24 protein-coding genes and 1 other RNA gene are annotated in these 24130 nt (G+C 29.5%); 16 read left to right on the top strand and 9 right to left on the bottom strand.

Annotation, left to right across the window (positions count from 1 at the left end; genetic code table 11):
• Nucleotides 1-10: 10 nt before the first annotated feature.
• Nucleotides 11-2206 (bottom strand): RecQ family ATP-dependent DNA helicase, encoded by a 2196-nt coding sequence (locus RRF68_RS02575; protein WP_315944895.1) that lies wholly within the window; start codon nt 2204-2206, stop codon nt 11-13.
• A 142-nt stretch (nt 2207-2348) separates the two neighbouring features.
• Between RRF68_RS02575 and RRF68_RS02570 the strand changes: the two genes are divergently transcribed.
• The 4 genes from RRF68_RS02570 to lptB all read left to right on the top strand — a co-directional run bounded on the left by RRF68_RS02570 (nt 2349) and on the right by lptB (nt 4495).
• A complete protein-coding gene (locus tag RRF68_RS02570; RefSeq protein WP_218772574.1) occupies nt 2349-2534 on the top strand; it encodes a hypothetical protein in 186 nt (61 codons plus the stop codon).
• Nucleotide 2535: 1 nt separating this feature from the next.
• Complete coding sequence (gene tatC, locus RRF68_RS02565; RefSeq protein WP_218772575.1) at nt 2536-3360, top strand: twin-arginine translocase subunit TatC; 825 nt, start codon at nt 2536-2538, stop codon at nt 3358-3360.
• Nucleotides 3335-3682, top strand: a complete 348-nt coding sequence (locus tag RRF68_RS02560) for a carboxymuconolactone decarboxylase family protein (protein WP_218772576.1) — start codon at nt 3335-3337, stop codon at nt 3680-3682. The genes tatC and RRF68_RS02560 overlap by 26 nt, the downstream gene beginning before the upstream one ends.
• Nucleotides 3683-3760: 78 nt before the next feature.
• On the top strand, nt 3761-4495 hold the full coding sequence (lptB, locus tag RRF68_RS02555; RefSeq protein WP_218772577.1) for an LPS export ABC transporter ATP-binding protein: 735 nt from the start codon (nt 3761-3763) through the stop codon (nt 4493-4495).
• Nucleotides 4496-4558: 63 nt separating this feature from the next.
• Here lptB and RRF68_RS02550 read toward each other — a convergent pair whose 3' ends face one another.
• Nucleotides 4559-5284 carry a CDP-alcohol phosphatidyltransferase family protein gene (locus RRF68_RS02550; RefSeq protein ID WP_315944894.1) on the bottom strand — a complete coding sequence of 242 codons (726 nt, stop codon included), beginning with the start codon at nt 5282-5284 and terminating at the stop codon, nt 4559-4561.
• Nucleotides 5285-5386: 102 nt separating this feature from the next.
• On the opposite strand from RRF68_RS02550, the gene RRF68_RS02545 reads away from it, so the two are divergent.
• Both RRF68_RS02545 and RRF68_RS02540 read left to right on the top strand, forming a co-directional pair.
• Entirely contained in the window at nt 5387-6364 is a 978-nt protein-coding gene (locus RRF68_RS02545; RefSeq protein ID WP_315944893.1) for a YheT family hydrolase, read from the top strand.
• Nucleotides 6365-6447: 83 nt separating this feature from the next.
• Nucleotides 6448-7632 (top strand): DUF4105 domain-containing protein, encoded by a 1185-nt coding sequence (locus tag RRF68_RS02540; protein WP_315944892.1) that lies wholly within the window; start codon nt 6448-6450, stop codon nt 7630-7632.
• Here RRF68_RS02540 and aroQ read toward each other — a convergent pair.
• Both aroQ and RRF68_RS02530 read right to left on the bottom strand, forming a co-directional pair.
• Nucleotides 7609-8025, bottom strand: coding sequence for a type II 3-dehydroquinate dehydratase (gene aroQ, locus RRF68_RS02535; RefSeq protein WP_315944891.1), 417 nt, complete (start codon nt 8023-8025; stop codon nt 7609-7611). The two genes, RRF68_RS02540 and aroQ, sit on opposite strands and share 24 nt — an antisense overlap.
• A 98-nt stretch (nt 8026-8123) precedes the next feature.
• Nucleotides 8124-8693 carry an outer membrane beta-barrel protein gene (locus tag RRF68_RS02530; protein ID WP_315944890.1) on the bottom strand — a complete coding sequence of 190 codons (570 nt, stop codon included), beginning with the start codon at nt 8691-8693 and terminating at the stop codon, nt 8124-8126.
• Nucleotides 8694-8888: 195 nt separating this feature from the next.
• Here RRF68_RS02530 and RRF68_RS02525 point away from each other — a divergent pair, with 195 nt between their 5' ends.
• Nucleotides 8889-9806, top strand: coding sequence for a tyrosine recombinase (locus tag RRF68_RS02525; RefSeq protein WP_315944889.1), 918 nt, complete (start codon nt 8889-8891; stop codon nt 9804-9806).
• A gap of 98 nt (nt 9807-9904) precedes the next feature.
• Here RRF68_RS02525 and ffs read toward each other — a convergent pair.
• Nucleotides 9905-10003, bottom strand: an RNA gene (gene ffs, locus RRF68_RS02520) — signal recognition particle sRNA small type.
• A 173-nt stretch (nt 10004-10176) separates the two neighbouring features.
• On the opposite strand from ffs, the gene RRF68_RS02515 reads away from it, so the two are divergent.
• The 4 genes from RRF68_RS02515 (at nt 10177) to RRF68_RS02500 (ending at nt 15310) form a co-directional block, all read left to right on the top strand.
• On the top strand, nt 10177-10698 hold the full coding sequence (locus RRF68_RS02515; protein WP_315944888.1) for a DUF4199 domain-containing protein: 522 nt from the start codon (nt 10177-10179) through the stop codon (nt 10696-10698).
• 80 nt (nt 10699-10778) lie between these two features.
• Nucleotides 10779-11735, top strand: a complete 957-nt coding sequence (locus RRF68_RS02510) for a glycosyltransferase family 2 protein (RefSeq protein WP_315944887.1) — start codon at nt 10779-10781, stop codon at nt 11733-11735.
• A 32-nt stretch (nt 11736-11767) separates the two neighbouring features.
• The gene (locus RRF68_RS02505) at nt 11768-13477 is read left to right on the top strand and encodes a phospho-sugar mutase (protein ID WP_315944886.1); all 1710 of its coding nucleotides are present in this window, start codon (nt 11768-11770) and stop codon (nt 13475-13477) included.
• Entirely contained in the window at nt 13478-15310 is a 1833-nt protein-coding gene (locus tag RRF68_RS02500; RefSeq protein WP_315944885.1) for an ABC transporter ATP-binding protein, read from the top strand.
• A 51-nt stretch (nt 15311-15361) separates the two neighbouring features.
• Here the strand turns inward: RRF68_RS02500 and RRF68_RS02495 are convergent, their stop codons facing one another.
• From RRF68_RS02495 to RRF68_RS02480, 4 genes are all read right to left on the bottom strand, one after another.
• Nucleotides 15362-16783: a CCA tRNA nucleotidyltransferase gene (locus RRF68_RS02495; RefSeq protein WP_315944884.1), complete on the bottom strand. Its 1422-nt coding sequence runs from the start codon at nt 16781-16783 to the stop codon at nt 15362-15364.
• 4 nt (nt 16784-16787) lie between these two features.
• Nucleotides 16788-17333: an L-threonylcarbamoyladenylate synthase gene (locus RRF68_RS02490; protein WP_315944883.1), complete on the bottom strand. Its 546-nt coding sequence runs from the start codon at nt 17331-17333 to the stop codon at nt 16788-16790.
• Nucleotides 17334-17499: 166 nt separating this feature from the next.
• Nucleotides 17500-18006: a hypothetical protein gene (locus RRF68_RS02485; protein WP_315944882.1), complete on the bottom strand. Its 507-nt coding sequence runs from the start codon at nt 18004-18006 to the stop codon at nt 17500-17502.
• An 8-nt stretch (nt 18007-18014) separates the two neighbouring features.
• Nucleotides 18015-18962 (bottom strand): Stealth CR1 domain-containing protein, encoded by a 948-nt coding sequence (locus RRF68_RS02480; protein WP_315944881.1) that lies wholly within the window; start codon nt 18960-18962, stop codon nt 18015-18017.
• A gap of 269 nt (nt 18963-19231) precedes the next feature.
• On the opposite strand from RRF68_RS02480, the gene pseB reads away from it, so the two are divergent.
• From pseB to pseI, 5 genes are read left to right on the top strand one after another with little or no spacing between them, the layout of a single operon-like run.
• Nucleotides 19232-20263 carry a UDP-N-acetylglucosamine 4,6-dehydratase (inverting) gene (pseB, locus tag RRF68_RS02475; protein ID WP_218772591.1) on the top strand — a complete coding sequence of 344 codons (1032 nt, stop codon included), beginning with the start codon at nt 19232-19234 and terminating at the stop codon, nt 20261-20263.
• 2 nt (nt 20264-20265) lie between these two features.
• Nucleotides 20266-21414, top strand: coding sequence for a UDP-4-amino-4,6-dideoxy-N-acetyl-beta-L-altrosamine transaminase (pseC, locus tag RRF68_RS02470; RefSeq protein WP_218772592.1), 1149 nt, complete (start codon nt 20266-20268; stop codon nt 21412-21414).
• A complete protein-coding gene (gene pseF / locus RRF68_RS02465) occupies nt 21407-22102 on the top strand; it encodes a pseudaminic acid cytidylyltransferase (RefSeq protein ID WP_218772593.1) in 696 nt (231 codons plus the stop codon). The genes pseC and pseF overlap by 8 nt, the downstream gene beginning before the upstream one ends.
• Nucleotides 22092-23114, top strand: a complete 1023-nt coding sequence (locus RRF68_RS02460; RefSeq protein ID WP_218772594.1) for a GNAT family N-acetyltransferase — start codon at nt 22092-22094, stop codon at nt 23112-23114. The genes pseF and RRF68_RS02460 overlap by 11 nt, the downstream gene beginning before the upstream one ends.
• The gene (gene pseI, locus RRF68_RS02455) at nt 23111-24130 is read left to right on the top strand and encodes a pseudaminic acid synthase (protein ID WP_315944880.1); all 1020 of its coding nucleotides are present in this window, start codon (nt 23111-23113) and stop codon (nt 24128-24130) included. The genes RRF68_RS02460 and pseI overlap by 4 nt, the downstream gene beginning before the upstream one ends.

Here is a 24130-nt window from a genome sequence, read left to right as displayed (position 1 = left end):
GTAGATTATTTTAATTTGCTATTTCACTTGTAAATTTAATACGCATTAAACGCAATTCATCTTCGTCATAATCACCATCAAATTCATCTAATGCCTCTTGAATTTTATCTGTTTCAGATTCCATAAAATAATCATGTATTTCTTCTTGCTGATCTTCATCTAACAAGTCTTCAACGGCATAATCTATATTTAATTTAGTTCCAGAAAACACAATTGCTTCCATTTCTTTTAACAACTCTGCCATGCTTAGCCCTTTTGATTTAGAAATATCCTCTAAAGGTAATTTTCTATCTGTATTTTGAATAATAAAAAGCTTTAATCCAGAATTTACACCTATACTCTTAACGATTAAATCATCAGGGCGCATAATATCATTTTCGGCAACATAACTTGTAATAAGTTTTACAAAATCTTTACCGAATTTCTTAGATTTACCTTCTCCTACACCGTGAACTTTAGACAATTCTTCTAATGTTATTGGGTATTTTAAAGCCATATCATTTAAAGACGGATCTTGAAAAACTGCAAAAGGAGGCACTCCTAAACGCTTACCTACACTTTTACGTAAATCTTTTAACATAGCGACCAATTTAGCATCTACACCACCTGCTGATTTTTGATTTGCAATAATTATTCCTGCATCATCTGTAGCATACACATGATTTTCAGTCATCATAAAAGAGGTTGGATTTTTTATAAATTCCTTTCCTTTTTTGGTTAACTTTAAAACGCCGTATTGTTCAATTTCTTTCTTAATTAAATCTACCACCAATATCTGGCGGATTAACGCCATCCAATAATGATTGTTTTTATCTTTTCCGATTCCGAAAAAAGGTTGTGCCGTTGTTTTATGTGATTTTAATAATGCATTTTGCGAACCTATTATTGTATTCACAACCTCTTTAGGCTTATACATTTCGTTAGTATCCCTAATTACAGATAATAATGTTTTTACTTCTTCTTTTGCTTCGTGTTGCTTTTTTGGATTTCTCATATTGTCATCCATTTCTGCTCCTTCTCCGTTTACTGCATCAAACTCTTCGCCAAAATAATGCAATATGTATTTACGTCTGTTCATAGACGTTTCTGCATAACCAACAACTTCTTGCAGTAATGCATGACCAACTTCCTGTTCTGCTACAGGTTTGTTTGCCATAAACTTCTCTAGTTTTTCTATGTCCTTATATGAGTAAAAAGTTAAACAATACCCTTCTCCTCCATCACGCCCTGCACGACCAGTTTCTTGGTAATAACTTTCTAAACTTTTAGGAATATCATGGTGAATAACGTAACGAACATCTGGCTTATCAATTCCCATACCAAAGGCAATTGTCGCCACAATAACATCACAATCTTCCATCAAAAACATATCTTGATGTCTTGCTCTTTTTTTGGCATCTAATCCGGCATGATAAGGAAGTGCATTAATACCGTTTACTTGTAAAACTTGCGCAATTTCTTCAACTTTTTTACGACTTAAACAGTATATAATTCCTGTTTTACCAATTCGTTGTTTTATAAAACGAATAATATCTTTTTCTACATCTTTAGTCTTTGGTCTAACTTCATAAAATAAATTGGCTCTATTAAACGACGCTTTAAAAACGTTTGCATCACTCATTCCTAAAGTTTTAAGAATATCTTCTTGTACTTTTTCTGTTGCTGTAGCTGTTAAACCAATAATAGGTACATTATCAATTTGCTTTATAATTGTACGTAAGTTTCGGTATTCTGGTCTAAAATCATGACCCCATTCCGAAATACAATGAGCTTCATCAATTGCTACAAAAGAGATTGTTTGGCTCCTTAAAAACTCAGCATATTCTTCTTTTACCAAAGATTCAGGCGCAACATATAAAAGTTTTGTTATGCCGTTTTCAATATCTGATTTTACTTGTGCTACTTCCGATTTGTTTAATGAAGAGTTTAGTACATGGGCAATTCCATGTTCTTCAGAAATCCCTCTAATAGCATCTACTTGATTTTTCATCAAAGCTATTAAAGGAGAAACAACTATTGCTGTTCCTTCTTTCATTAATGCTGGCAACTGATAGCAAAGAGATTTCCCTCCGCCAGTAGGCATTATTACGAATGTATTTTCGTTGTTTAAAATACTCTTAACAACTTTTTCTTGTAGACCTTTAAATTGGTTAAAACCAAATATTTTTTTTAATGATCCATATAACTCCGACTGCTCTATATTCATCTCCTAATATCAAAAATTAAAAATGCAAACCAATTTACAAAAAAACTTTACACTAACTAGGTAAATTTTATTTTTATTAAAAAGTTTTCTTCTTAAATATTCTTATTTTTACACTCTATAAATTACTAAAAACTTTTTTAACTTGAAAGACGCAAACGCAATTCTCTCAACAGCAAAAGAAACCATACTTTTAGAAAGTAATGCTATTGCTAATTTAGCAAAATTATTAGATAGTTCGTTTGTTGATGCTGTAAATTTTATTTTCAATTTAAATAATAGTGATGAGTATCATTATTTACATAATTTAATAAAAGAAGATATATTTTAAAATGGCTGTAAAAGAAATGTCTTTTTTAGACCACCTCGAAGAATTAAGATGGCATTTGGTAAGAAGTTTTGCGGCAATTTTTATTGTTGCTGTTCTTATTTTTGCTAATATTAATTTTGTTTTTAACGAAATTTTATTAGCGCATTTAAAACCAGATTTTGCTACTTATCAATTTTTCTGTAATGTATTTACAGCTATAGGTATTGATAGTAGCTTTTGTACTATAAATTTTAAACAAACCCTACAAGCTTTAAACCCTACACAACAATTGATGACCGGTATTTGGTCTTCTTTAATTCTAGGATTTGTAGTTTCTTTTCCTTATATATTATGGGAGTTCTGGCGATTTATAGCTCCCGGATTACATAGCGCTGAAAGAAAAAAATCAAGAGGTTTTATTTTCACTTCTTCATTTTTATTCTTTTTAGGAATCCTTTTTAGTTATTATATTATTTTACCAATGTCTGTATATTTCTTTTACAACTTTGAAATATCTAATGTTATTGAAAATAATTTTAAACTAGAAGCCTATATCGGTTTAATAACAAATACCTTGTTAGGGGTAGCTATCTTTTTCGAACTACCTGTTGTTATCTTTTTTCTAACTAAAATAGGATTGATAACACCTGAATTTTTACGTAAATATCGTAAACACGCATTAGTTGTAGTTTTAGTATTATCAGCAATTATAACACCGCCAGACGTTGCTAGTCAAGTAATCGTTTCGGTTCCAATAATGATACTATATGAAATAAGTATTCATGTATCACAATATGTCTTAAAAAAACAAAATAAAAAGAATGTCTCAAAAAGTCCAAGAGTTTAACGACTACCGTGCTAAAATGAATGATAAAATTTTAGCGGGTGATAATAAAATTATCAAACGTATTTTTAATTTAGATACAAACGCATTTAAAGAAGGTCATTTACCAACAAAAACTAAAGAGTTACTAGGTTTAGTAGCATCTGCAGTTTTACGTTGCGATGATTGTATTGCCTATCATTTAGAAACTGCTCATAAAAACGGAGTAACAAAAGAAGAAATGATGGAAACTATGGGTATTGCTACTTTGGTTGGTGGAACCATTTTAATTCCGCATTTACGACGTGCGGTTGAATTTTGGGAATCATTAGAAGAGAATAGTTAACAAATAATTAAGCTATCAATTTATAGTTTTTCTGTATTTTAGTACAATCATTTATCAAAAAAAAGCAATTAATAATCAATGAAATTAAGAGCAGATAACATACAAAAGCTTTATGGCAGTAGAAAGGTTGTAAAAGGTATTTCGTTAGAAGTAGAACAAGGAGAAATCATTGGTTTATTAGGGCCAAACGGAGCCGGTAAAACAACTTCTTTTTACATGATTGTTGGAATGGTAAAACCAAATTTTGGTAACATTTATTTAGATGATGAAGAAATCACTGATGATGCAATGTATAAACGTGCTCAAAAAGGAATTGGGTATTTAGCGCAAGAAGCGTCTGTTTTTAGAAAATTATCTGTAGAAGATAACATCATGTCGGTTTTAGAATTTACTAATAGATCTAAATCAGAAAGAAAAAAACGTTTAGAAGAATTAATTGATGAATTTAGTTTAGATCATGTTCGTAAAAACCGCGGAGATTTACTTTCTGGTGGTGAACGTCGTAGAACAGAAATTGCACGTTGTTTAGCTTCTGACCCGAAGTTTATTTTATTAGATGAACCTTTTGCGGGTGTAGATCCTATTGCGGTAGAAGATATTCAGGGAATTGTGGCTAAGCTTAAAACAAAAAACATTGGTATTTTAATTACCGATCATGATGTGCAAGCTACACTAGCAATTACCGATAGAACTTACTTAATGTATAACGGAAGTATTTTAAAAGAAGGAACTCCCGAAGAATTAGCAGAAGATGAAACTGTACGTCGCGTTTATCTTGGTAAAGATTTCGAACTAAAAAAGAAAAAGTTTTAACGTTAAAACCTACAAAAAAAGGAGCTTAATAGCTCCTTTTTTTGTTCTATATTTAATTATAAATTACGCTTTCTTTAAATTATTAAACATTGATAATCCTACGTATAATAATATTATTAAAGGCACTGCCACAAATTTAATAACTATTAAAAGTATAATAGACAGTGCTAAAAAGATATATTTTAATGCATTTTCTTTAAATCCGAAGCTTTTAAATTTTAAAGCAAACAACGGGATTTCAGCATTCATTAAAAAAGTTAATAATACTGTTACTGTTATCAAAAAGTATTGATTCGTTATTAAATCAATAAAAAAAGATTGATTAGAAAACTCAACTATTAACGGTAAAGAAATCACTAATAATGTCATTGCAGGTGTTGGTAAACCAATAAAAGAATCAGACTGTCTTGTATCAATATTAAAATTAGCCAATCTATAACATGCTCCTAAAGTTAATAACAAACCTATATATGGCAAATTACTACCATTGCCATCTGTTGCAAAATAACTTACTTCATTAACTCCTAAGCTACTAATTAAAAGCTGCAACATTACAATACCTGGCACTACTCCACTTGTTACCATATCAGCCAAGCTATCTAATTGCTTACCTAATTCACCCTGTACATTTAACATTCTAGCTACAAAACCATCAAAAAAATCAAATACAATTCCTGCTGTTACCAAAACAGCGGTTCCTACAAAATCGCCTTTAAGAGCAAAGATTATAGCAATTGTACCACTTAGTAAATTCCCTAATGTTAATAAGTTCGGAATATGTTTTTTCATCGATTTTTAATATTTAGAGCGAAAATAAGAAATCATTTTATCAGTTTTACATTTTACTATTTTTTTATCATATTTGTAAACACTTGCTATAATTCGAAAACCATGCCTATTCTTACTACTGATTTTAATCCGAGTCTTCCTTTTAAAAGTGCACATTTTAACACAATGTATCGCCCTTTGTTTATGAAGGATACAATTAAGTACCAACGAAAAAGATTGATCACTTGGGATGCCGATTTTATAGATTTAGATTTTTCTTGTATCGGTTCTAAAACATTAGTGCTGTTAATTCATGGTTTAGAAGGAAGTGCACAATCTAATTATATGATTACAACCGCTAATCATTTAAATGAGACTGGTTTTGACACTGTTTGTATGAACCTGCGCAGTTGTAGTGGTGAAGATAACCTTATATTACAAACCTATCATAGCGGAAAAACAGACGATGTAGATTTTATTATTAAACACCTTACAGCCAATTATAATTACGAAAATATAATTATTGTAGGTTTTAGTCTTGGTGGAAATTTAACTTTAAAATATTTAGGTGAATACAATGATATTCCTACTGAAGTTAAAGGCGGAATTGCGGTTTCTGTTCCTATTGATTTAACAAGTTCTCAAGCGGAGTTATTGAAACTAAAAAACAAAATTTATTTAAACGAATTTATAAAGTCTATAAAACTTAAAATGCTTGAAAAAGCAGAAAAGTTTCCCGAATTTAATTTAAATAAAGCTTTATTATTTAAAGCAACAAAATTTCGTCATTTAGAAAAACAATATACAGTGCCTGTCTTCGGATTTAAAAGCTCTGAAGATTATTGGATAAAAGCAAGTGCTAAACCTTATATACCCAAGATAAAAGTACCTTCTTTATTAATAAACTCATTAGATGACAGCTTTTTATCAAAAGAATGTTATCCTTTTGAGGAAGCTAAAAACTCAACTATTTTTCATTTATTAACTCCAAATTACGGTGGCCACGTAGGTTTTATAAGTTCATTTAATGATACAGATAGTAGATGGATAGAAAATAATATTGTTAAATTTATACAAGAAAATTTAGGCATTACTTCTTAAAGATAATAGCCCTAATAAATAGTATTTCTTTAATCTTTATTAAGATATTTGTATTACTAATAATTCCTTTTCAGATTCAAGTTATGATAAAAAAAATCACTTCAATTCTTCTATTATTATTTTGTACGAATGCTATTTTCTCGCAAATAGTTGCCGCAAAGAGCTTGTCTGAATTTTCGCACATTAGTATCATAACATCTGGCCCTGGAGAGGTTTTATATGAAAAGTTTGGTCATACCGCAATACGAGTTAAAGATCCTGCTACGCAACTAGATTTAATTTATAATTACGGAATTTTCGATTTTGATAATCCTACTTTTTATGTTGATTTCACAAAAGGATACATGAAATACAAATTGGTTAAATATCCGTTTTATTTAGCTTTAAAAAGCAGTCAACAAGATAAACGTTGGGTTAAAGAGCAAATTTTAAACTTAACTCAAAATCAGAAGAATGATTTTTTTAGTATTTTAGAAACAAATGCACTACCTAAAAATGCAGGTTATTTATACGATCCTTATTTTGACAATTGCGCTACCAAGCCTCGTGATATTATTAAAGAAGTTTTGGGTGATAATTTAATTTTTAAAGATGATTTTGTTGCTGAAAATTTATCTTTAAGACAATTAATGAATAAAGAAATTCATCAAAACACTTGGGGAAGCTTAGGTATTAATGTTGCTTTAGGAAACAGATTAGATAAAATTGCTACTGCAAGCGAATATTTATATTTACCTGATTATGTTTTTGAAGCTTTAAATTATGCTAAGGTTTTAAAAGAAGGTAAAGAAGATAATTTAGTCTTAAAAACAATTATTTTATTAGATTTTGAAGAGAAAGAATCAAAAAGAGATGCTGTTAGTCCGTTTTTAATAATTTTACTACTTTCTTTATTTGGCTTATTTATCACCTATAAAGATTACAAAAACAAAAAAAGAACTAAATGGTTAGATTTTTCTTTGTTTTTTACAACAGGAATCATCGGGCTATTAATTGTGTATTTATGGTTTTTCACCAACCACACTACCGCTCCCAATAATTTTAATTTTTTATGGGCTTTTTTTCCAAACTTACTTATTGCTTTCTTTTTGCTAAAGAAAACCACTCCAAAATGGATTGCCAAGTATTGTTTAGCACTACTCGCTTTTTTAGCAATAACAACTATTATTTGGATTACTAAAACTCAATTATTCTCTTTCACCTTAATTCCTTTATTAATTTTACTAGGAATTAGATATTGGTTTTTACAAAAAACTCTGAATAGCTAATTCATAACTCTGTAAACCAAAACCTGTAATTACTCCTTTTGCACTGGGAGCAATATAACTTACATGGCGAAAATCTTCGCGAGAATGCACGTTAGAAATATGTACTTCTATAACCGGAGTTTCAATACCTTTTACAGCATCAGCAATACCAACAGATGTATGTGTATAAGCCGCAGCATTTAAAATAACACCATCATAATTAAAACCTACTTCATGTAGTTTATCAATAATTTCACCTTCTATATTAGACTGATAATAAACTATCTTAACTGATTTGTACTTTTTTTGCAACTCTTTAAAAAAGTCTTCAAAAGAATTTGAACCATAAATTTCAGGCTCACGCTTACCTAACAAATTTAAGTTTGGTCCGTTTATGATAATTAGTTTTTTCATTGTATCATTTTTCAGAAAAGTAAAAGTAAGTTTTTAATTTTTAAGCATAAAAAAAGGAAGCAATTTCTTGCTTCCTTTTTTTATAATTATTCTACTAATTAAAACTTGTAAGTTAATCCAAATTGGATAGTAGATAAGTTTAAGTTTAAACCAAAAGAATTAACAGATTCAGCTCCATCAACATCTACTTTAGAACTAGCATAAGATAAAGCTCCAACTGAAGCTCTTAATGCGATAGATTCAGAAACGAAATAATTAATTCCTGGTGCAATAGCAATACCAAAAGTATTACGATCTGCTTGTTCAACACCTGCAACTTCACTTCCTTCAGAAACATAAGATAATCCAGCTCCTAAAATGAAAGAAAAATCATTTTCAGGTGTGAAAAAATAATTAGCTCCTAAGTTTACTCCAAAAGCATTTGTTTCTGTAGCACCAGTATCAGAACCACCAATAGTTAACCCTAATTCTAAAGCAATGTTATCGCTTACAAAATAACCAACAGAAGGAGAGAAAGTATATGCATCTGCTTCATCAACTGTGTTATACCCAACTGTACCAGAGATATATAAATCTTGTTTAGCAAAACCTCCTTTTGCTTTTTCTTCTTGTGCATTAGCTGTAAATCCTGCAGCTACCATTGCAATAACTAGTAATACTTTTTTCATAATTTAAATTTTTTAGTGTTTATTAATTTGTCCGACAAAAATATTTCTTTTTTTAAGACAGGCAAATTTTTTTTTAAAAAAAAACTAAATTCATCTACTTTATCAATGTAACTATATAGTTTTTAAATGCTTATTTTTAATTTTTTGTTTACTAATTTTACCGTAAAATATAATAGCTCATCAAGAAAAAATCTAATGAACTGGCAGCAAGCAACATCTGATTACACAAACTATTTAAAAATAGAAAGAGGACTTTCTAAAAACTCTATTGATAGTTATAATAGAGATGTAAAAAAACTAGTTTCGTTTCTTGCTGTGCTTAAAAATAAAAGTTCACCTATATATATAACTTCAGATATTATTCAGGAATTTATATACGACGCAAGTAAAAGTATCAACTCGAAAAGCCAAGCACGTTTAATTTCTGGTTTGCGAAGTTTCTTTGATTATTTAATTTTTGAAGACTATCGCCAAGACAACCCTACCGATTTAATTGAGAGTCCGAATATTACGCGCAAGCTTCCTGATACTTTAGAAAAACAAGAAGTTGATAACTTAATTGCTGCGATTGATTTAAGTCATCCGCAGGGAGAAAGAAACAAAACCATTATAGAAACCATTTTTAGTTGTGGTTTGCGTGTAAGCGAATTAATCAACCTACAATTATCTGATTTATTTTTTAATGACGGTTACATCCGTGTTTTAGGAAAAGGAAATAAATTCCGTTTTGTCCCCATACATCATACTACCATAAAACGTTTAAATTTTTATATAGATGAGATTCGTTCTAAAATTAATCCGAAGAAAGAAGAAGAGGATATCGTTTTTTTAAACAGGCGAGGAAAACGGCTAACACGTCAAATGATTTTTATTATACTAAAGGATTTGGCTATAAAAACCAATCTAAAAAAGAGTATCGGTCCGCATACATTACGCCACTCTTTTGCAACTTATTTATTAAAAAACGGAGCAGATTTACGAGTTATACAACAACTATTAGGACATGAAAGTATTACAACAACCGAAATTTATGTGCATTTAGATACTAGTTATTTAAAAGAAGTAGTAGAATTACATCACCCAAGAAGTGATATTAATATAAATGATAAATAAAAAAGAGAATTGTTTTTTGCATTTAGATAATAAACGCTGAGAAAGCAGTAATGCCAAAAACAATTATGCCCTTTATTTAAAAAAATAAAGGGCATAAAAAAAGGCAAGCTACCTACATCACACTGCTACAACCTAATACCCTTGCTGCGTTCCCGCCCTGGGGGATTCAAAGGGAGCTAGTTGTGTAGGACTTGCCGATGCAAATCTACAGCCTTTTTTGATAAAAACAATGAAAAAAAAACGCTTTTTTTTGTAACATTTTTAACTCTTTGAATACTAATACATTGTTGAGAATCTTTTTTTTCAAAGAACTCGATTCGAAAACAAAATAATATATTTGTTAAACTAACTAAAAATCAATTACACAAACATGGAAAATCAAGCTAACAGTAAAAACATTATTTTAAATTACGGATTATACTTAGGTTTAATCGGAATATTTATTCATTTAGTATTTTATGCAACAGGTAACTTAATTTCATTAGGCTGGTTAACTGGTATTTTAGGTTTTGTAGCAATGATTACCTTGATTGTTTTAGGTATTAAAAAGTTTAAAACAGATAATGGAGGTTTTTTAAGTTTCGGACAAGCTTTAAAGGTTGGTGTAGGAATTGCAGCATTTAGTGCTGTAATTAGCGTTGTTTATACCTTAATTTTCACAAATTTTATAGAACCAGGATTTCAAGACCAAGTAATGGAAATTCAAAAACAAGCTTGGATGGATGCTGGTATGAATGATGAGCAAATAGAAGCTTCGGAAGAAATGGCTAAAAAGTTCGGAGGTCCAGCTATTACTATTCCTATAACCATAGTAATGTCTGCTTTTTTTGGTTTTATCATTTCAGCTATTGGTGGTGCTATTATGAAAAAAACAGAAGAAGATCAATATTAAGAATACTTTAAAAAGGTAAAGTCATAAAGTTCACTAAAGACTTTGTAACTTTACCTTTTTTAATTATTGCACAAAACACTATGGATATATCGGTAGTAATACCACTTCTTAACGAAGAAGAATCTTTACTAGAATTACACAATTGGATTGCAAAAGTTATGCAATCCAATACTTATTTATATGAAATTATATTTATTGATGATGGTAGCACTGATACTTCTTGGCGAGTAATTGAGCAATTATCAGCAAAAAACAACTCGGTAAAAGGAATTCGTTTTCAACGTAACTATGGTAAATCACAAGCTTTAGATGCTGGTTTTGGTTTAGCAAAAGGAAATGTTGTTATTACTATGGATGCCGATTTACAAGACAGCCCTGATGAAATACCTGAATTATACGATTTAATTATTGCCGAAAATTTCGATTTAATTTCTGGTTGGAAAAAGAAACGTTATGATAATGTTGTAACCAAAAACATACCATCAAAACTATTTAATTGGGCAGCTCGTAAAACATCTAGTTTAGAGTTAAATGATTTTAACTGCGGATTAAAAGCCTATAAAAACGAAGTAATAAAAACAGTAAAAGTAAGTGGCGAAATGCATCGTTACATTCCTGTTTTAGCAAAAAACGAAGGTTTTAATAATATTGGCGAAAAAGTAGTGCAGCATCAAGCACGAAAATACGGCGTTACAAAATTTGGAATGGATCGTTTTGTAAACGGATTTTTAGATTTAATTACCATTTCATTTTTATCGAAGTTCGGAAAACGACCAATGCACTTTTTTGGTCTTTGGGGAAGCTTAATGTTTATCTTCGGCTTCTTTGCTGCTTTTTTTATCGGAATTATGAAAATATACCGTTTATCTACAGGTATAAAAACCATTTTGGTAACCAATAATCCTTGGTTTTATATTGCTTTAACTTCTATGATTTTAGGAACCTTATTGTTCTTGGCAGGTTTTTTAGGAGAATTAATTATTAAAAGTAATACGCAACAAAAGCACTACAAGATTAAAGAAAAAATAAACTTTTAAAACGCGTATCTTTGTACGTTTTAACTTGACACATGAAAGAGATTTTAAACAAAGCAAAATTATGGTTATCTGATACATTCGATTCAGAAACTAGAAAAGAAATTCAACAACTAATCGACACTAATTCTGACGATTTAGCAGATCGATTTTATAAGAACTTAGAATTCGGTACAGGCGGAATGCGCGGTATTGTTGGCGCAGGAGTCAACCGAATAAACAAATATACTTTAGGTAAAGCAACACAAGGTTTAAGTAATTATTTACATCAAACGTATCCTAACAAAGAAATAAAAGTTGCCATTGGTTACGATTGTCGCCACGATAGTAAATGGTTAGCTAAAGTAGTTGCTGATGTATTTTCAGCAAATAATATTAATGTATTTCTTTTTGAAGATCTACGCCCTACTCCCGAATTATCTTTTGCCGTGAATCATTTAGGTTGCGATGTTGGTATCGTATTAACAGCATCACATAACCCACCAGAATATAACGGTTATAAAGTATATTGGTCTGACGGAGGACAAATTGTACCACCACAAGACACAGGCATTATTGATGAAGTAAATTCTTTAGCTTATACCGATGTTCATTTTAATGCCAATGAAGATTTAATTTCAACTATCGGTAATGAAGTTGATGAAGCTTTTTGGCAAGCATCGATTAAAAACGGAACCTTTGATGTAAAAGGTCGTAAAGATTTAAAAATTGTTTTCACCAATTTACACGGAACGGCCATTAAGTTAATTCCCGAAGTTTTAAAACGTGCTGGTTATACACAAGTTCATATTGTAGCCGAACAAGCAGAACCTAACGGAAGTTTCCCTACCGTAAAATCGCCAAACCCTGAAGAACCAGCTGCTTTAAAAATGGCGGTTGATTTAGCCAATGAAGTTGATGCGGATATCGTTTTAGGAACAGATCCAGATTCTGATAGAATTGGTATTGCTGTGCGTGATTTAGAAGGTAACATGAAATTATTAAACGGAAATCAGACTATGAGTATGATGACCGATTTTTTAATTAATGATTGGAAAAATAAAGGCAAATTAAACGGAAAACAGTTTGTAGGTTCTACCATCGTTTCTACGAATTTAGTAAACGAAATTGCAACTTCTTACGGTGTAGAAACTAAAGTTGGTTTAACCGGTTTTAAGTGGATTGCTAAAATGATTAAAGACTACCCTGAATTAGATTTTATTGGTGGTGGTGAAGAAAGTTTTGGCTATATGGTTGGTGATTTTGTTCGCGATAAAGATGCGGTTACCTCTGCCCTATTGGCTTGTGAAATAGCTTCAAATGCAAAAGCAAATAATAGTTCTTTTTATGAAGAATTGTTGGCATTATATACACGTCATCATTTTTATAAAGAACATTTAATTTCTATTGTTAAAAAAGGAATGGACGGTGCGCAACAAATCAAACAAATGATGGTTGATTTACGTAAGAATCCGTTTACTGAAATAGACAATGCTAAAGTGGAATACTTATACGATTATCAATCATCTATAAAAAAGAATTTAATTACAGGTGAAGAAACGGTTATGGATATTCCGAAATCTAATGTATTGATTTATCAAACTACAGATGGAACTAAAATGGCAGCTCGTCCTAGCGGAACAGAACCTAAAATTAAGTTTTATTTTAGTGTAAAATCAAAATTAGATACTGTAGAAAATGCCGTAACTATTGAAAAAGCATTAGATGTAAAAATTCAACGAATTATAAAAGAATTAAATTTGTAAATGACCTATTTAAAACGTTTTTTTAAATACGCAAAACCGTATAAATCATTAGGAATATTAAGTATTATTCTTAATATTTTGTATGCTTTATTTACTACGCTATCATACATTATATTAATGCCTACTTTAAATATACTATTTGGAGAAACACCTAAAGTATATTTAAAACCTATTTATAAGGGGTTTAGTGAATCATTAAACAAAGACTATCTAAGTGATTTATTAAATTACTTCGTTACTTACACTAATGAAAATTATGGACAAGAAACAACGTTACTATATGTAGTAATAGCTGTAGTTGCAGTTTTCTTGCTAAAGAATTTGTTTGGTTACCTAGGGCAATTAGCAATGGTTTTTCTAAAAAACAACGTGTTAAAAGACCTAAGAACAACTATTTACAACAAAATAATAACGCTCCCATTGGCCTTTTTCTCAAATCAAAACAAAGGAGATATTATAGCTCGTAGTACCAATGATGTTAATACAATTAACAATTCATACCTTAATTTGATTATAACTTTTATTAGAGAACCATTAAATATTGTTTTTACGTTATTTTTTATGATTTCAACAAGCTGGGAATTATCTATTTTTATTTTTACTTTCATTCCTATTTCTGGTTTAGCTATCTCATTTATAAGTAAAAAAATAAAACAACAGTCTGGTCAAATTTCTCATAAGATTGGTGGTCTTTTAAGTATTCTAGAAGAAAGTATTTCTGGTTTAAAAATTATCAAAGCATTTAACGCTGAACAATTATTTTCTTCAAAGTTTAATACTCAAACAGAAGACATTCGCTTATTGTCTAATAAAATGAGTAAAAAAGAAACGCTAGCAAGCCCTATGAGCGAATTTTTAGGTGTAATTACCATTGCTGGCCTTCTTTGGTATGGTGGTAAAATGGTTTTGATTGATGAAACCTTATTGGGAGGAACTTTTATCGGTTTTATGGCTGCTGCATATAATATACTTACGCCTGCTAAGGCTATGGCAAAGGCTAATAATAATATTAAAATAGGAAATGCTGCGGCACAAAGAATATTTGAAGTTATAGATACTGAGAATGAATTAACAGATATTAATAACGCTAAAGAATTAACTGAATTTAATAATACGGTTGAATTTAAGAATATCTCTTTTATGTATGATGACACATATGTATTAGAAGATTTTTCATTAACAATACCTAAAGGTAAAACAGTAGCATTGGTTGGGCAATCTGGAAGTGGAAAATCTACACTTGCAAATTTAATTACTCGTTTTTACGATGTTAACAAAGGTGATATTCTTATAGACGGAAATAACATAAAAAATATTTCTAAAAAATCGTTAAGAGGTTTAACTGGTATTGTTGCTCAAGATTCAACCTTGTTTAATGATACTATCGCTAATAATATTAAATTAAGTAAACCATCTGCTACAGAAAAAGAAATTGAAGATGCCGCCATAATAGCAAATGCTGAAGAATTTATTAAAGATTTACCACTAAAATATAATACAATAATAGGAGATCGCGGTAGCTCACTTTCAGGAGGACAACAACAAAGAATTGCAATTGCCAGAGCTGTTTTAAAAAATCCGCCTATAATGATTCTAGATGAAGCAACATCTGCTTTAGATACAGAATCTGAGCAATTAGTTCAGGTTGCTTTAGAAAAAATGATGAAAAATAGAACTTCTTTAATAATTGCGCATCGATTATCAACAATTCAAAAAGCTGATAATATTGTTGTAATGAAAAAAGGAAGAATTGTAGAACAAGGTAAACATGAGGAATTACTTGCCAAGAAAGGAGAGTATTTTAAACTTGTTACAATGCAATCATTAACATAAATAAAAAAGGGAAGTTTTTAAAAACTTCCCTTTTTTATTACTTATAACTTCTTAATTATTTTCTAAACCTAACTTCTTACCTTTTTCTATCATATATTGATAACAGGCTTCGTATTCATTAGGAATTTCACCCTCTAAAATAGCTTCTTTTATGGCTTCTTTAATCTGACCTATCTCTCTACATGGATTTAAATTAAAGGCTTTCATAATTTCTTCTCCCGTAATAGGTGGTTGGAAATTACGAACTTTATCACGCTCTTCTACTTCTTTAATTTTTTCACGAACAAGTTCGAAGTTTTTATGATAGCGCGTAAACTTCTTTGAGTTTTTAGTTGTTATATCAGCTTCACATAACGTCATTAAGCTATCTACATCTTCACCTGCATCAAAAACTAATCTTCTTACAGCCGAATCTGTTACATCACTTGCCAACACAATTGGTCGAGAACTTAACATGACCATTTTCTGAACAAATTTCATTTTGTTATTCAATGGCATTTTTAAGCGTTTAAATAATTTAAAAACCATTTTAGAACCTACAAATTCATGTGCATGAAACGTCCAACCTTGTTTTTTATGATAACGTTTTGTTGGTGCTTTACCAATATCGTGCAATAAAGCAGCCCAGCGAAGCCAAACATCTTCAGTATTTTCTGATATATTATCAACCACTTCTAAAGTATGATAAAAATTATCTTTATGCTTTTGACCTTCTACCTCTTCTACTCCTTTTAATGCTGTTAATTCAGGAATAATTCGCTCTAAAAGTTCTGTTTGTTCTAATAGTAAAAATCCTACAGAAGGTTTAGACGATTCTAATATTTTATTTAATTCAACAATTATTCGTTCTTTCGTAATAATATTTATTCTTTTTGAATTCTTAGCAATGGCACTTAAAGATTCTGCTTCAATTACAAAGTTTAATTGAGAAGCAAAGCGAATAGCACGCATCATACGCAACGGATCATCAGAATAAGTGATATCAGGATCTAAAGGTGTTTTAATTATTTTAGCTTCTAAATCTGATATTCCATCAAAAGGATCTAATAAAAGTCCAAATGATTCTTTATTTAAGCTCAAAGCCAAAGCATTTATAGTAAAATCACGCCTGTTTTGATCATCTTTAAGTGTGCCCGGTATTACTTCAGGATTTCTACTATCTTCTGTATAAGACTCTTTACGAGCGCCTACAAATTCTATTTCAACATCTTGAAAACGTAACATTGCTGTTCCGTATGTCTTAAAAATCTGAACTTTTGGTTTATTTGGTAATAGAGAAGCTACTTTTTCTGCTAACTCAATTCCGCTACCAACAGCAACGACATCTATATCTTTTGCAGTACCTCTTTGTAAAATAAAATCTCGTACAAAACCACCAATCACATAACTTTCTAGTTGTAATTCTTCGGCTGCTTTACTTATATATTGAAATATTTCAGCAGAAATTGCTTCTTTAAAATATTGTTCTTGCATCTAATTATTCTCTTATCACAATAACATAATCGCCTTCTATTTTTAAAATAGTAGATGATTTTTCTGTTATCTTATCTCCATGCAAATCTACTACATAATCTACACTCTGTAAAATAGCTTTGCTTATTTCTGAAAATGATTTTGGAGTAGGTTCTCCACTAATATTTGCTGAAGTAGATACAATTGGCTTACCAAATTCCTTTATTAACTCTAAACAAAAACCATCTTGAGGAATTCTAATAGCTATAGTATTATCAGACGCTATTGTATTTTTTGCTAAGTTTTTTGGATTTTTATAGATAATTGTTGTCGGTTTCTCTAAACTGTTTAGAACCTCTATTGCTTTTTCAGGAATTTCGTCAAGATACTTCCTTAACATTTCTATAGAATCTACTAATATGATTAAACTTTTAGACTCTTCTCTCTTTTTTAATTGATATATTTTTTTAACAGCCTCTTCATTTGTAGCATCACAACCTAAACCCCAAACAGTATCTGTTGGGTAGAGGATTGTTTTACCTTGCTTTAAGGTATTTATAATTTTATTCATAAAAAATAATTATTATTCTAATAATCGACTTCCCATATTATCTCTAACAATTTGTTTACAGGGAGCGCATATTTTACAAGGTTTAATAACGGAATTATGACAAAACCATGTCTTTTTCATTATATCTATAAAATTCTCTTCCTCTGCAATTTTCTGCATATCAGATTTAGTAATATTGTAAATTGGAAACCTCATTCTTCCAAATATTTTTTTTAAAAAAATCTTTTTCATTAGGGTTTAATACGGCATATTTACCTATTTTATTACAGTCTTTTAAAATTGTTCTTCCTTTTAAAAATAAAAAATCATTACTATGAACAGATAACTCTAAATTTTTAATTTTTAACGCTAAACAAGATAACCAATAGTATTGTGTTCCTAAATGTTTTCTTTTTTTTAGAACTTTGTAAGAAATTTTTTGGATTAAATTAAATTTTATTTCATTTTTATCTATAACAATCAAATCTAGAATTCTACCTTTATTTTCTCCCAATCTATTTATAATCTCATTAGATAATAATTTGATAGTTTCAATTTCTTTATATCTAGAAAATCTACTATTATCTAAAACATAAAATGGTTGTACTAAAGCACCTTTTTCAACTAACTTATAAACTCTAAATGTTGAATCCCATCCACTTGTCCATAACACATTCTCAACATTTTTATCCATATCACCTTTTATTTTATAATATACTTATCTTCTAACCAACTTATTAAGTAAGTTAATTTATTTTTAGGACGCTGATCTAAACTTTGCATGTTTAAAAATAATTTATTCTTTTTTTTACCTAGAATATTTAATTTATACTTCGCCCAAAAAAAAGGTTTACATTTATGTATATAAATTAATTTATAATCACTTTTTAAAGTACATGTATTATTTTTTATTTCAATATGATTTGCAAGTCCTTGAGCGGTAAACTGAGTTACATCCCTAAACTTATGCCTAACATTAGCAATTTCAATACTACGATTCTCTTTAAAGAATTTTTTAAACGTTGATTTTCTTAACGGTGCGGGAATATGTTGAAATCTATAAAATTTTTTTTCAAACCCTACTATTTCTGCTGATTTTTGCTGTGCTCTTTTATGCTTAGGCTTCATTTTATCCGAATCTGGGAATATTTTTTTATGAAGTTTTTCTTCTTCAAATTTTATCCATTTACCTCTTATTATAGGTTTTCCATTAATAAAATAATCAGAAACTTTAGTTTTTTTAAGCAGAAACATATCATCATTTAAATAAATAAAATGCTCAGCCAAACCTGGTATATTATACAATTTAGCTTCTATAGGTCTGTTAGAGAATACAGGTAAAAATTTACTATCTTCTTTAAAAATATCTTTATGATCTATTATAAAAACTTTTTCATAAGTACCTTCTTTTTTAAATTTAATAAAATTTGGAACCTGATTATCTGTTACTATAAATATATTTCTAATAAAACTTGCATATTTTAAAATAGAATTGACAGCATACTTTATTTCTTCAACTTGATCAAGACGTGTTCGAAACTCCTTATTACTAATTACACTTTTATCTTTTAGATATGGTAACATTTTTTGTTGATGCTTTGCATCTTTGCCATCAACCCAGGTTATAACAGCATCAATAGGATAGCTCATGAATTTTAATGAAATTTAAATTAGGTGCTTTAAACACAGTCCTAAACTGTGCATAAAATTACCTAGAAAAAAATATATCTTTCTTTTTGTAAATCTTTTATCATTTTATCTTTATAAAGATAAAATTTTACATTTTTTTTCTGACAAATTTACCATAATTTATGCCATACAAAAATTCCTTTTACTATTTATTAAATAGAAGATACATAAAAGTTATAAAATATGTATTTTTACAAACTATCATATTTATATTTTGAATCAAAAATTTTATGCTAAACTTAAATAACCAATCTATTTTAATTACTGGTGGTACAGGATCATTTGGTAAAATGTTTACTAAATTAATTTTAAGTAGATTTCCAGCTGTAAAACGTCTTGTAATATTATCTAGAGATGAACAAAAACATTTTCAGATGGCTCAGGAATTTCCTGAAACAGAATACCCACAAATTCGCTATTTTATAGGAGATGTAAGAGATGTAAAAAGATTAGAAAGCGCTTTTGAAGATATAGATATTATCATTCATGCTGCAGCTATGAAACATGTTCATTTAGCAGAATACAACCCAATGGAATGTATTAAAACTAATATTAATGGTGCTGAAAATGTTATTGATGCTGCGTTAAAATGTGGTGTTAAAAATGTTGTTGCCTTGTCAACAGATAAAGCTGCAGCTCCCATAAACTTATATGGAGCAACAAAATTAACTTCAGATAAATTATTTATTGCTGCTAACAATATTAAAGGAAAAAGAGATATTAAGTTTTCAGTAGTTAGGTATGGTAATGTAATGGGATCAAATGGTTCTGTTATGCCTTTTTTCTTAAATAAAAAGAAAAGTGGATCAACTTTTCTACCTATTACAGATGCTGACATGACTCGTTTTAACATATCGTTACAGGACGGATGTGAAATGGTTTTTTATGCTATTGAAAAAGCTTGGGGAGGAGAAGTTTTTGTTCCTAAAATACCTTCTTATAATATCGTAGATGTAGCAACAGCTATTGCTCCTGAATTAGAGCAGAAAATTGTAGGAATACGACCTGGTGAAAAATTACACGAAGAAATGATTACTTCATCTGACTCTTTTACTACATTAGATTTAGGAAAATATTACGCTATTTTACCTCAAAACTCTCCTTACTCTTCTTATACTTTAGATGAATATAAAAAGGCTTTTAATGGTACAAATGTGCCAAAAGGTTTCTCTTACGATTCAAATAACAATACAGAATGGGAAACTATAGAGAGCTTAAGAGAATTGGTTAAAGAACATGTAGATCCTAACTTTAATATATAATAATGGTTTTTAAAATTCCTTATGGACGACAAAACATACAACAAGATGATATTGATGCCGTTGTAACAACTTTACAAGCGGACTTTTTAACTCAAGGGCCAAAAGTTAAAGAATTTGAAGAAAAGTTTGCTACTTATGTAGGTTCTAAATATGCTTTAGCTGTAAATAACGCTACTTCTGGTTTACATTTATCAGTTTTAGCGATGGGTTTAAAAAAAGGAGATCGCGTTATTACAACACCTATAACATTTGCTGCGTCCGCAAATTGTGTCCGTTTTGCGAATGGTGAAGTATGGTTTGCAGATATTGATCCTGACACTTATTTATTATCAATAGAAAGTGTGCGTAAATTAATTGAAAGTAAGCCTAAAGGATTCTTTAAAGGAATAATTCCTGTTGACTTTGCTGGTTTACCTGTTAATCTTCAAGACTTCAAAAAGTTAGCAGATAAGTATGATTTATGGCTTATTGAAGATGCCTGTCATGCTCCTGGTGCTTATTTTAAAGACACTAACAATACAATACAAAAGTGCGGAAATGGGAACTATGCTAATATAGGTGTATTTTCATTTCATCCTGTAAAACATATTGCTTGTGGTGAGGGTGGAATGTTAACTACAAATTCAGAAGAAACCTATAAAAAATTATCTTTACTTAGAACTCACGGAATTACCAAAGAAAACATGACAGAAAATCATGGTGATTGGTTTTACGAAATGCAAGAGTTGGGTTTTAATTATAGATTAACTGATTTTCAGTCAGCTTTAGGAATTACTCAGTTAGCGAAAAATGAAGCTGGTGTAATTCGTAGAAATGAAATCTCAGATACTTATAAAAAAGCTTTTCAAGGAAAAATTAAATTCCAAGAATTACCAAATAAAAGCTATAATGCACATCACCTATTTATTATTGAAGTAGATAAGAGAAAAGAATTATACGATTTCTTAAGAAGTCATTCTATTTTTGCTCAAATACATTATATACCAGTTCACAAATTACCTTACTATCAAAATATCGATTATAGTACTGCTAATTTATCAAATGCTGAAAATTATTATTCAAGGTGTATTAGTCTACCTATGTTTCCTAGTTTAACCAATAAGGAACAACAATTTGTAATCGATAAAGTTTTAGAATTTATTAATGAGTAGAATTGCTATTATACCTGCACGTGGCGGAAGTAAACGGATTCCTAAGAAAAATATTAAAACCTTTTTAGGAGAACCTATTATTGCATATTCAATAGAAGCTGCTATAAATAGTAATTTATTTGATGAAGTTATTGTTTCTACTGATGACGATGAAATTGCAAAAATAGCGAAGCAATACGGAGCAACAATACCTTTTAAAAGAAGTAAAAAAAATTCTAATGATTTTGCAACTACATTTGATGTAATTAACGAAGTTTTAAACTGGTATAAAAAAGAAAATACTTTTATAGAAACAGCATGTTGTATTTATGCAACAGCTCCTTTTGTAACGAGTGACTTATTAATAAATGCACATCAACAATTAGTAGCTAATAATTTTGATACTGTTTTTCCTGCAATCCGCTTCGGTTTCCCTATACAAAGAGCTTTAAAAGTTTTAGATGAGAACGGTAAAATGGAAATGTTTCAACCAGAACATTTAAATAGTAGGTCACAAGATTTAGAAGTAGCTTACCACGATGTGGGACAGTTTTACTTTTTTAAACCAGAAACAGCTTTAGAAAAAGGAAAATTATGGACTGACAATTCAGGAATTATTGAAATAAATGAATTAAATGCCCAAGATATTGACACAGAAACAGATTGGAAATTGGCAGAAATAAAATATCAACTTGCTCTTGAAAAATAAAAAAAACAATTACATCATTTTAGAAAATAACTCTTTTATAAAAGATGATTTTTCTATTGTTCCTATCCGTTTTGAAGACAAAAACAAGATAATGGAATGGCGTAATGAACAAATGTATCATTTACGACAAGCAAAAAAACTTACGGAAGAGGATCAAGATTATTATTTTAAAAACATAGTTTCAAAACTATTTGAAGAAGTAAAACCAAATCAGATTTTATTTTCTTATTTAAAAGGTAATCAATGTATAGGTTATGGTGGTTTAGTTCATATTAATTGGATTGATAAAAATGCAGAGATCTCATTTATAATGGACACCTCTTTAGAAAAAGAGTCTTTTAATTTCCACTGGAAAACTTATTTAGAACTCATTGAAAAAGTTGCTTTTGATGAATTAAATTTCCATAAGGTATTTACATATGCTTTTGACTTAAGACCCAATTTATACAATGCTTTACAAGAAAGTAACTATCGTAAAGAGGCTGTTTTAAAAGATCACTGTTTTTATGATAATGAGTTTAAAGATGTAATTATTCATTCTAAGATAAATTATAAAATAGATATTAGAAAGGTCAATAAAAATGATGTTCGCTTATTATTTGATTGGTCTAACGACACTTTAACTCGTCAAAATTCTTATCAATCAAAAGAAATTAGTTTTTCAGAGCACAAAAAATGGTTTACGAACAAAATTAAAGACAATAACTCTCTTTTATTAATAGGAATCAAAAATAATCAATCTGTTGGTTTAATTCGATTTGATATAATGGAAGAAAATAGTACCATAGGAATTACTCTTGATAAAAATTTTAGAGGCAAAAAATTAGCTCAAATATTATTAATTGAAGCTGCAAAAAAATACTTTAAAGAATTTAAAAAGCCTATTTTGGCTTACATAAAAAAAGAAAATGTTGCTTCTGTAAAGTCTTTTGAAAAAGCAGGATACAACTACTATAAACAAGAAAAAATCAACAACATAGACAGTTATGTTTATAAATTAGAAAAGAGATGATTCCATCAGATAAATGTTTTATAATAGCTGAATTATCAGCAAACCATAACGGAAGTAAAGAAATTGCCATAGAAACTATTAAAGCAGCTAAAAGAGCTGGTGCAGATGCTATTAAATTTCAAACATATACTGCCGATACCATTACTTTAGATTCTAAAAAAAACGATTTCAAATTAAAACAAGGTACCATTTGGGACGGAATGTTTTTGCATGATTTATATCAACAAGCATATACTCCTTGGGAATGGTTTGAAGATTTATATAAAGTAGCTAGAGAGGAAGGTCTTATTGTTTTTTCTTCTCCTTTTGACAAAACTGCAGTAGATTTATTAGAATCTTTAGATAACCCAATTTATAAAATAGCTTCATTCGAAATTACTGATATTCCATTAATTGAATATGCTGCAAGAACAATGAAACCTATTATCATTTCTACAGGAATTGCAACAGATGAAGATATTCAGTTAGCAGTTGATACGTGTAGAAATATTGGAAATAATGATATTACATTATTAAAATGCACTTCTTCTTACCCTGCTCCTATTGAAGAAGCTAATTTGGTAATGATAAAAGATTTAAAAGAACGTTTTAATGTGAAATCTGGACTTTCTGATCATACTATGGGAATTGTAACCCCTGTTGTTGCTGTTACCTTAGGAGCTACAGTCATTGAAAAACATTTTATATTAAATAAAGAAATTGGAGGACCAGATGCTTCTTTTTCATTAGATGAAACCGAATTTACTCAAATGGTAGAAGCTGTTAGATCAGCCGAAAAAGCTAGTGGAGAAATTAGTTATCAGCTAACTGACAAGATGAAAAGTGGTAGAGAATTTTCTCGCTCTTTATATATTACTTCAGATGTAAAAAAAGGAGATATTCTTTCTGAAGAAAATATTCGTTCTGTTAGGCCAGGTTTCGGATTGCATCCAAAATATTACAATGAAATTTTAGGTAAAAAATTTAATAATGATTTTGAAAAAGGAACAGCTTTAAACAAAAAATGTTTCCAATAA

Origin of the sequence: Tenacibaculum sp. HL-MS23 (assembly GCF_032463465.1) — a bacterium.
Classification (GTDB): domain Bacteria; phylum Bacteroidota; class Bacteroidia; order Flavobacteriales; family Flavobacteriaceae; genus Polaribacter; species Polaribacter bernardetii.
This window is presented reverse-complemented; position numbering and strand designations above follow the sequence as displayed.

Bases quoted from the DNA above. Each gene is read 5' to 3' on its own strand.
- RRF68_RS02575 (WP_315944895.1), bottom strand. From the start codon at position 2,206: ATGAATATAGAGCAGTCGGAGTTATATGGATCATTAAAAAAAATATTT.
- tatC (WP_218772575.1), top strand. From the start codon at position 2,536: ATGGCTGTAAAAGAAATGTCTTTTTTAGACCACCTCGAAGAATTAAGA.
- RRF68_RS02560 (WP_218772576.1), top strand. From the start codon at position 3,335: ATGTCTCAAAAAGTCCAAGAGTTTAACGACTACCGTGCTAAAATGAAT.
- lptB (WP_218772577.1), top strand. From the start codon at position 3,761: ATGAAATTAAGAGCAGATAACATACAAAAGCTTTATGGCAGTAGAAAG.
- RRF68_RS02550 (WP_315944894.1), bottom strand. From the start codon at position 5,284: ATGAAAAAACATATTCCGAACTTATTAACATTAGGGAATTTACTAAGT.
- RRF68_RS02545 (WP_315944893.1), top strand. From the start codon at position 5,387: ATGCCTATTCTTACTACTGATTTTAATCCGAGTCTTCCTTTTAAAAGT.
- RRF68_RS02540 (WP_315944892.1), top strand. From the start codon at position 6,448: ATGATAAAAAAAATCACTTCAATTCTTCTATTATTATTTTGTACGAAT.
- aroQ (WP_315944891.1), bottom strand. From the start codon at position 8,025: ATGAAAAAACTAATTATCATAAACGGACCAAACTTAAATTTGTTAGGT.
- RRF68_RS02530 (WP_315944890.1), bottom strand. From the start codon at position 8,693: ATGAAAAAAGTATTACTAGTTATTGCAATGGTAGCTGCAGGATTTACA.
- RRF68_RS02525 (WP_315944889.1), top strand. From the start codon at position 8,889: ATGAACTGGCAGCAAGCAACATCTGATTACACAAACTATTTAAAAATA.
- RRF68_RS02515 (WP_315944888.1), top strand. From the start codon at position 10,177: ATGGAAAATCAAGCTAACAGTAAAAACATTATTTTAAATTACGGATTA.
- RRF68_RS02510 (WP_315944887.1), top strand. From the start codon at position 10,779: ATGGATATATCGGTAGTAATACCACTTCTTAACGAAGAAGAATCTTTA.
- RRF68_RS02505 (WP_315944886.1), top strand. From the start codon at position 11,768: ATGAAAGAGATTTTAAACAAAGCAAAATTATGGTTATCTGATACATTC.
- RRF68_RS02500 (WP_315944885.1), top strand. From the start codon at position 13,478: ATGACCTATTTAAAACGTTTTTTTAAATACGCAAAACCGTATAAATCA.
- RRF68_RS02495 (WP_315944884.1), bottom strand. From the start codon at position 16,783: ATGCAAGAACAATATTTTAAAGAAGCAATTTCTGCTGAAATATTTCAA.
- RRF68_RS02490 (WP_315944883.1), bottom strand. From the start codon at position 17,333: ATGAATAAAATTATAAATACCTTAAAGCAAGGTAAAACAATCCTCTAC.
- RRF68_RS02485 (WP_315944882.1), bottom strand. From the start codon at position 18,006: ATGGATAAAAATGTTGAGAATGTGTTATGGACAAGTGGATGGGATTCA.
- RRF68_RS02480 (WP_315944881.1), bottom strand. From the start codon at position 18,962: ATGAGCTATCCTATTGATGCTGTTATAACCTGGGTTGATGGCAAAGAT.
- pseB (WP_218772591.1), top strand. From the start codon at position 19,232: ATGCTAAACTTAAATAACCAATCTATTTTAATTACTGGTGGTACAGGA.
- pseC (WP_218772592.1), top strand. From the start codon at position 20,266: ATGGTTTTTAAAATTCCTTATGGACGACAAAACATACAACAAGATGAT.
- pseF (WP_218772593.1), top strand. From the start codon at position 21,407: ATGAGTAGAATTGCTATTATACCTGCACGTGGCGGAAGTAAACGGATT.
- pseI (WP_315944880.1), top strand. From the start codon at position 23,111: ATGATTCCATCAGATAAATGTTTTATAATAGCTGAATTATCAGCAAAC.